The 7,052-nt window shown below is 46.0% G+C and carries 4 protein-coding genes; 2 read left to right on the top strand and 2 right to left on the bottom strand.

Annotated features, from left to right (window positions below; genetic code table 11):
- Window positions 1–411 precede the first annotated feature (411 nt).
- Together accC and JWH17_RS22480 are read right to left on the bottom strand one after the other, a co-directional pair.
- Window positions 412–2,424 carry an acetyl-CoA carboxylase biotin carboxylase subunit gene (gene accC, locus JWH17_RS22485; protein WP_205224950.1) on the bottom strand — a complete coding sequence of 671 codons (2,013 nt, stop codon included), beginning with the start codon at window positions 2,422–2,424 and terminating at the stop codon, window positions 412–414.
- A gap of 8 nt (window positions 2,425–2,432) precedes the next feature.
- Window positions 2,433–3,983 (bottom strand): acyl-CoA carboxylase subunit beta, encoded by a 1,551-nt coding sequence (locus tag JWH17_RS22480; protein ID WP_205224949.1) that lies wholly within the window; start codon window positions 3,981–3,983, stop codon window positions 2,433–2,435.
- A gap of 460 nt (window positions 3,984–4,443) precedes the next feature.
- Here JWH17_RS22480 and JWH17_RS22475 point away from each other — a divergent pair, with 460 nt between their 5' ends.
- Window positions 4,444–5,958, top strand: coding sequence for a c-type heme family protein (locus JWH17_RS22475; RefSeq protein ID WP_205224948.1), 1,515 nt, complete (start codon window positions 4,444–4,446; stop codon window positions 5,956–5,958).
- 113 nt (window positions 5,959–6,071) lie between these two features.
- Window positions 6,072–6,977 (top strand): response regulator, encoded by a 906-nt coding sequence (locus JWH17_RS22470; RefSeq protein WP_205224947.1) that lies wholly within the window; start codon window positions 6,072–6,074, stop codon window positions 6,975–6,977.
- The last annotated feature ends 75 nt before the right edge of the window (window positions 6,978–7,052 follow it).

Genomic DNA, 7,052 nt, shown 5'->3' with positions numbered 1-7,052 from the left:
TAGTACGTCTTGGCGTATACCTGTTGTTTCGGTCATCGAGTCCTCCTTTTTCTTTGTTGAAAAAACAGGATGTTAATGACCGCATTATAACACTTTATGCGGTTTTCACTTTGTTACGTATAAACAGGAATTATGTGAAATTTTGAAATTAGAGCAGAAAAAAGATATTTGAGTTGGCTGTATTAACGTAAACATCTGCGGATTATCCGCAAACTGTTTTGGTTGAAACGGAGTAAAATACCTCGGGATTTCCTGGAATAGGGCAATAAATAGTTCTGTCCCCTTTTTCCGCTATGGGATGCGCTAAGGAGGGCACCTGCTCGTATTGAGCAGGTGCCCATATATTGCAAAGACGTGGTATTTTAAGAGTGTTTACTCTTTATTCAAGCTCAGTAGAAGAGTACAGACCAGTCACTTCTCAAATCGTATCAAAATTTCCTCCGCTTCGACGGTTTGTCCTTTTTCGACCAGAATTTCTGCTATCACGCCGTCAATGGGGGAGGCGACACCACTTTCCATTTTCATGGATTCAAGGATGACGAGGTCTTGTCCCCTGTAGACCTGCTCCCCTTGAGCGGTCTTTACATCAACAACGAGACCAGGCATAGGGCATAAGAGGAGATCTTTTTGCTTACGTTGTTCTTTTCGCGGCATGTACTGCATCATTTCCCATTCTTGTGGTGAATATACCTCAAAAATTTTGGATATACCGTTAAACGAAACATGCATGAACTGATCGTCGACCACTAGGCGGAAGCGATAAGGTTGATTATTTATAATTAATTTCAGGCGCCTACGGAAAAACTCAAAAACAGGTATTATGACTTTGTGGTCAAACCCATCAACCTTGATGGTCATGGACTGACCGCTGATGATCGGCCCCTCAAGAACGACATCGTAGGAAGCATCGTCAGTTCGTACCATATAGGCATGTTTAACTCCTGGATGATGCTTGCCGCCTATTTCCGAAACCATAGGGCGTAGCGATTCCCTGACGGCAACCGTGCGTACGTGATAAATAAGGGTCGCGGCCAAAGCGCAAAGTCGTAGATACTGAGTCGATGGAGAACGTTTGCAGATGCCGCCTGAAAAATGCTGGTCAATAAAATTGGTACTTAACTCGCCTTCGGCAAATTCCTGCAGACAAAGGAGACTGGTAGCAAAGTCGATATTGGTTGAGACACCTTCAATGTGGTAACCGTTCAATGCCTCAATCAGATTGAGTCGGGCATCCTCTCTGGTTTTGCCGTAACTGATCACCTTGGCCAGCATGGAATCATAAAACATCTCGATTCTGCTGCCAATGTTTACCCCACTGTCCACACGGAGGTTTTCTCCCTGCGGTGCAAAGTACCGGGTGATCATGCCGGTTGACGGCATAAAATCACGGCTCGGTTCCTCGGCGCAGATGCGGGCTTCAATGGCCCAGCCGTTTATTCTTACTTGGTCTTGGGTGAGCGGCAGCTTCTCTCCGCAGGCAATGCGCAGCTGCCATTCAATCAGGTCCATTCCGGTCACCAGCTCGGTCACCGGATGCTCAACCTGGAGCCTGGTATTCATCTCCAGAAAGTAAAATGATTTATCCGGCCCCATAACGAATTCGACCGTGCCGGCGTTGACGTAGCCGGCTTTTGTTGCGAGGTCACAGGCGGCTTTTCCCATCTCGGCACGCAGTTCAGGTGAAACAACGGATGAGGGCGCTTCCTCAATCACCTTTTGGTAACGGCGTTGGATTGAACATTCCCGCTCACCAAGATGTATTATATTACCATGCTCATCGGCCAGGATTTGGATTTCTATATGCCGTGGATTTTCGATATACCGTTCGACAAAAATACGGGTATCGTTAAAGGCTTTCTTGGTCTCCTGCCTACTTGCTGCAAGTGCCGTCGACATTTCTTCCGGGCTGTGGACGATGCGCATCCCTTTCCCTCCACCCCCTGCCGCCGGTTTTAAAAGGATTGGATAGCCGATGTCTTCGGCCAGTCGTAATGCTTCCTCATCATCCTTGACGGCATCTATGTGACCTGGGATGACCGGCACTCCGGCTTTTTTGGCAAGATCTTTAGAGGTGATCTTGTCACCCATCACATCAACTGCCTCCGGACTGGGGCCTATAAAGGTGATTCCAGCCTCGGTTACGGCTTGAGCAAAGGCACTGTTTTCCGACAAAAAACCATATCCGGGATGGATCGCCTCGCAACCGGTGGCTTTTGCTGCTTCGATAATTTTGTCAATCACAAGATAGGATTTCTGGGATGCAGACTCTCCGATATGAACGGCTTCATCTGCCAACTGTTTATGCAGACTACGATGATCTGCGTCAGAATAAACAGCAACCGTGCTGATGCCCAATCGGTTACAGGTGCGGATAATACGGATTGCAATTTCACCTCGATTGGCGATAAGTATTTTCTGAAACATAGTTTGCCTCACAGTGGAATGTTGCCGTGTTTACGATCAGCCTTCTCACTACGTTTGCTGTCGAGCATCTGCAGGGTACGGATGAGGTGAGACCTGGTATCACGCGGGAATATGACATCATCGATATAACCGCGCTGGGCTGCCAGGAATGGATTGGCAAAAGTGTCACGATACTCTTCCATCCTCTCGTTTATCACCTTGTCCGGATCTTCGGCAGCTGCGATTTCCTTTCTGTAGATAACCTCTGCTGCTCCCTTTGGTCCCATGACGGCGATTTCTGCTGTCGGCCATGCAAAGTTGACATCACAGTGGATATGTTTGGAGTTCATCACCAGATAGGCACCGCCATATGCCTTACGGACGATAACGGATATTCGGGGGACTGTTGCTTCGGTGAAAGCATAGAGCAGCTTGGCTCCATGCCTGATAATACCACCGTGCTCCTGATCCGGTCCCGGCATAAAGCCGGGGACATCAACCAAAGAAATAAGTGGTATGTTGAAAGCGTCGCAAAATCGGACAAAACGTCCGGCCTTAAAAGAGGCATCGTTGTCAAGCACGCCGGCCAGAACAGCAGGCTGATTGGCGACAAGACCGACTGTTTGTCCGCCCAGACGGCCAAGACCGCAGATAATGTTGCGGGCAAAATTACCGTGCACCTCCATGAATTCCGCACCATCAAGGATGGAATTAATCAGGACGTGCATGTCGTAACTTTCCGCCGAATTGGAGGGGATCAAGTAATCCAGTGCGGGGTCGGTTCGTGTAGGGGAATCGCTTAGGTCGAGAATTGGTGAACGCTGTTTGTTGTTGGAAGGCAGGTAACTGATCAGCCGACGTATTTCCCTGAGGCAAAGAACATCATTGGCAACGGTAAAATGAGCTACCCCGCTTTTTGTTGAGTGGACACTGGCTCCGCCGAGATCTTCTGAAGAAATATCCTGGTGCGTTACCGTTTTCACCACACTTGGACCGGTAACGAACATATAGGAAGAGTCCTCGACCATAAATACAAAATCTGTGATTGAAGGACTGTATACTGCACCCCCGGCACAGGGCCCCATAATGCAGGATATCTGAGGAACAACTCCGCTTGCACGAACATTGCGGTGGAAAATTTCACCATATGCGGCCAGGGCATCCACCCCCTCTTGAATTCGCGCGCCACCAGAGTCATTCAAGCCGATGATCGGCGCACCAACCTTGACAGCCAGGTCCATTACTTTACATATTTTTTGTGCATGCGCCTCGCCCAGCGAACCACCAATGATGGTGAAATCCTGGCTGAAAACAAAAACTTCGCGGCCGTCGATGGTACCGTGCCCGGTGATAACACCGTCTCCCAAATAGGTGGTGCTGTCACCAAGGTTGCCGCCACGCCCAACCTTGAGCACATCAAATTCTTCAAATGAATTATTGTCTAAGAGAAGATTCAGCCGTTCTCTGGCCGTTAATTTACCTTTTTGATGTTGTTTCTCTTTCAGCTTGGGCCCGCCGGCGGTTACAGACTCTTCTCTGAGCCGCTCTAGGGTTTCAAGCGTAGTTTGTTGACTGGACATATAGAGCCTCCCGTAATAGGTAGTGATTACAACTACACTTCAGCCATATTTATCTGGGGTTTGTCACACTAAGATAAACGCATCATGCAATAATCCATTTTTTATTATTTACCTCCAAGGGGTAGCTAGAATTCGCAAAGCTTTCTTGGCTGATACCCCAAAAGGATGGAAAACTTGTCCGCTGCACGGTGAAATTTACTTATACAACATCTCTATTTCCAGTGCTAGGGGGGAGAGTGGGATAAAGTGTCTGTTGAGCACTTAGCGTGTACAGTTGGCGAGAAAAATGTTCTGTGTTTGAGCAAGCAATAGTAATCATTTTCCATCGGTATATTTTGTTTATTTTTTGCCGAAGTATACCATATACTACTATGTAGTAAGTGTATCGTTGCTTAGTATTTGACTTGTTAGAATATAGAAATCCTGGACAGGCAGCACGCAATAAACACATGAGGGAGAAATGAGGAATATTGCTACTAAACTTCTGTTGTCAATAGGCTTTGTTGGGGTCATGTATTCCTGTTTCCTGCTCTATGAAACATATACCCTGACTCAAGTGAGGGTGAATGAAGTTGTAGAACAGGAGGCTAGGATGGCTTTACAGTTCAACCTTTCAATCAGAAACTATGTCGCCTCGAATATCCGGCCAATGATGTATAAGCTTGTTGGTGAAGAAGAATTTATCCCTGAAGCGATGTCTACTTCCTATGTCTCTCGTGCGATATTTGAGGATGTGCGTAAAGCGTTCCCGGAATTTATTATCAAATTTTCATCGGATAATCCCCGTAATCCAGTCAATTTGGCGGGGCCTGAAGAGCTCGATTTGATCAAAAAGTTTAACCGCAACCCAGACATGCAGAAATGGCAAGGTAATATCAATATTGACGGGAAACCATACTTTGCACTTTTCAGTGCGCGCCGAATGCGGGAGGCTTGTCTCAATTGTCATGGAGAGCCGCAAAATGCTCCGAAAGCAATTTTAGATAAATATGGGAATGTTGCTGGGTTTCATCGAACATTAGGTGATGTCGTCGGTCTTGACACGATCGCAATACCCGCCAATCGTATAAGTGAAATGTTCATGGATGAATTCAAGATCAAGACATCCGTGGCCGGGTTGGCCCTGGCTCTCTTCCTGTTTTCGATCATGCTGATCATCAAAAATATCCTGACTACGCGATTGACCCACATCGCAAATCATTTAAAAAATGAGGCAAATAAAACCGATCCCAATTTACTTGAGCCACTCGTTGTGAGAGGAAAAGATGAAATTAGTGAGATCGCTATGGGGTTCAACGTATTGAGAGACAAACTCAAAGAGATGTATGCCTCACTGGAATCTCAAGTATCAGAGAGAACAGCTGAATTAAAAGCAAAAAATGCAGAGTTTGGCAAAGAAATAATTTTTAGGACCAAGACTCAAGAGCTACTCAAACAACGAGAAGCGACTATGAGTGCTGTTTTTCGAGCCGCGCCTACCGGTATTGGAGTTGTTGTTGATCGGGTATTTACCCAGGTAAATAAAAAATTGTGTTTGATGGTCGGTTACACCGAGAAGGAACTGTTGGGGAAGAGCTCCATTCTGATTTATCCTTCGCTGGAAGAATATGAGAGAGTAGGAAAAGAAAAATATAAACAGATTGATGAGAGCGGGACTGGGACCATCGAAACCTTATGGAAAAAGAAGAGCGGAGAAATTATTAATATTCTCTTGAGTTCCTCTCCAATAGACCAAGAAGACTATTCCGGAGGTGTGACTTTTACAGCCCTCGATATCACGTCTCAGAAAATTGCTGCAAAGGACAAAAAATATCTGCAGGAACGGTTGGCTCGGTCCCAGAAGATGGAAGCACTAGGACTTCTTGCCGGTGGAGTGGCACACGATCTGAATAACGTACTTTCCGGTATAGTTAGCTATCCAGATTACTCCAGAAGACAAGTGCTGAATCCCCCCTTTATAAGCCTCTCAAATTAATACAGGAATCTGGTAACAGGGCCGATGCGATAGTACAGGATCTCCTCACTATGGCACGAAGAGGAGTCGCCCACACTAAAATTTTAAATCTAAATAATATCATCAGGGATTATATGAAATCACCTGAATATCAGGTCATTTCCCGACTTAACCCCAATCTGGTCATATCAACTCATCTTGAACCGGATCTGCTGAACATTCGAGGTTCAGTAATTCATTTGAAAAAGACCATCATGAACCTAGTAAATAACGCAGCAGAATCAATAAAGGATCATGGTATAATTATGATTACAACTGAAAATCGATATGTTGATAAGCCGATCAAAGGGTATGACGAGATAAATGCCGGCGATTTCGTGATTCTTACAGTTGCTGATAGCGGATCAGGAATTGAAGCGGAAGACCTTCAGCATATTTTTGAACCGTTTTACACCAAGAAAGTAATGGGACGTAGCGGCACTGGCTTGGGCATGTCAGTTGTCTGGGGAACCGTTCAAGATCATTCCGGATATATAAACATTGAGAGCGAGATAGGAAAAGGAACTACGTTTAAACTTTTCTTTCCCGTTACACGAAAGCCTCTCGACACACAATGCAAGGAAATAAAACTTGAGGAATATCTCGGAACCGGCGAGACGATTTTGCTTGTTGATGATGATAGGAATCAGCGGGTAATTGTCGGAGATATGCTTACCACTCTTGGTTATAATGTTGAGGCGGTAGCCAGTGGTGAAGAGGCGCTTGAATATCTACAGAAAAAGGCCTTTGACCTGGTATTGTTGGATATGATCATGGACCACGGGATTGATGGCCTCGAAACGTATAAGCGCATCCGCCAGATTATCCCTGCGCAAAAAACTATTATAGCCAGTGGTTTTTCTGAAACGAGGAGAGTCAAAAAAGCACAAGAAATGGGAGCTGGTCAATACGTGAAGAAACCATATACGCTTGAACGTATTGGTTTGGCTGAGTATTCCAGAGCAATCCGGCCACTGATTCCAGGGGATTCCGGCCGGTGATTCCATTTCATTCCGGCCACCCATTCCAATTGATTCCGGCCAGGGATTCCATTCGATTCCGGCCATCGTTTTCGG

Source organism: Desulfogranum marinum (genome assembly GCF_016918565.1).
Lineage (GTDB): Bacteria > Desulfobacterota > Desulfobulbia > Desulfobulbales > Desulfobulbaceae > Desulfogranum > Desulfogranum marinum.
This window is presented reverse-complemented; position numbering and strand designations above follow the sequence as displayed.

Coding starts and splice junctions, on each gene's coding strand:
- accC (WP_205224950.1), bottom strand. CDS start 2,424: ATGTTTCAGAAAATACTTATCGCCAATCGAGGTGAAATTGCAATCCGT.
- JWH17_RS22480 (WP_205224949.1), bottom strand. CDS start 3,983: ATGTCCAGTCAACAAACTACGCTTGAAACCCTAGAGCGGCTCAGAGAA.
- JWH17_RS22475 (WP_205224948.1), top strand. CDS start 4,444: ATGAGGAATATTGCTACTAAACTTCTGTTGTCAATAGGCTTTGTTGGG.
- JWH17_RS22470 (WP_205224947.1), top strand. CDS start 6,072: ATGAAATCACCTGAATATCAGGTCATTTCCCGACTTAACCCCAATCTG.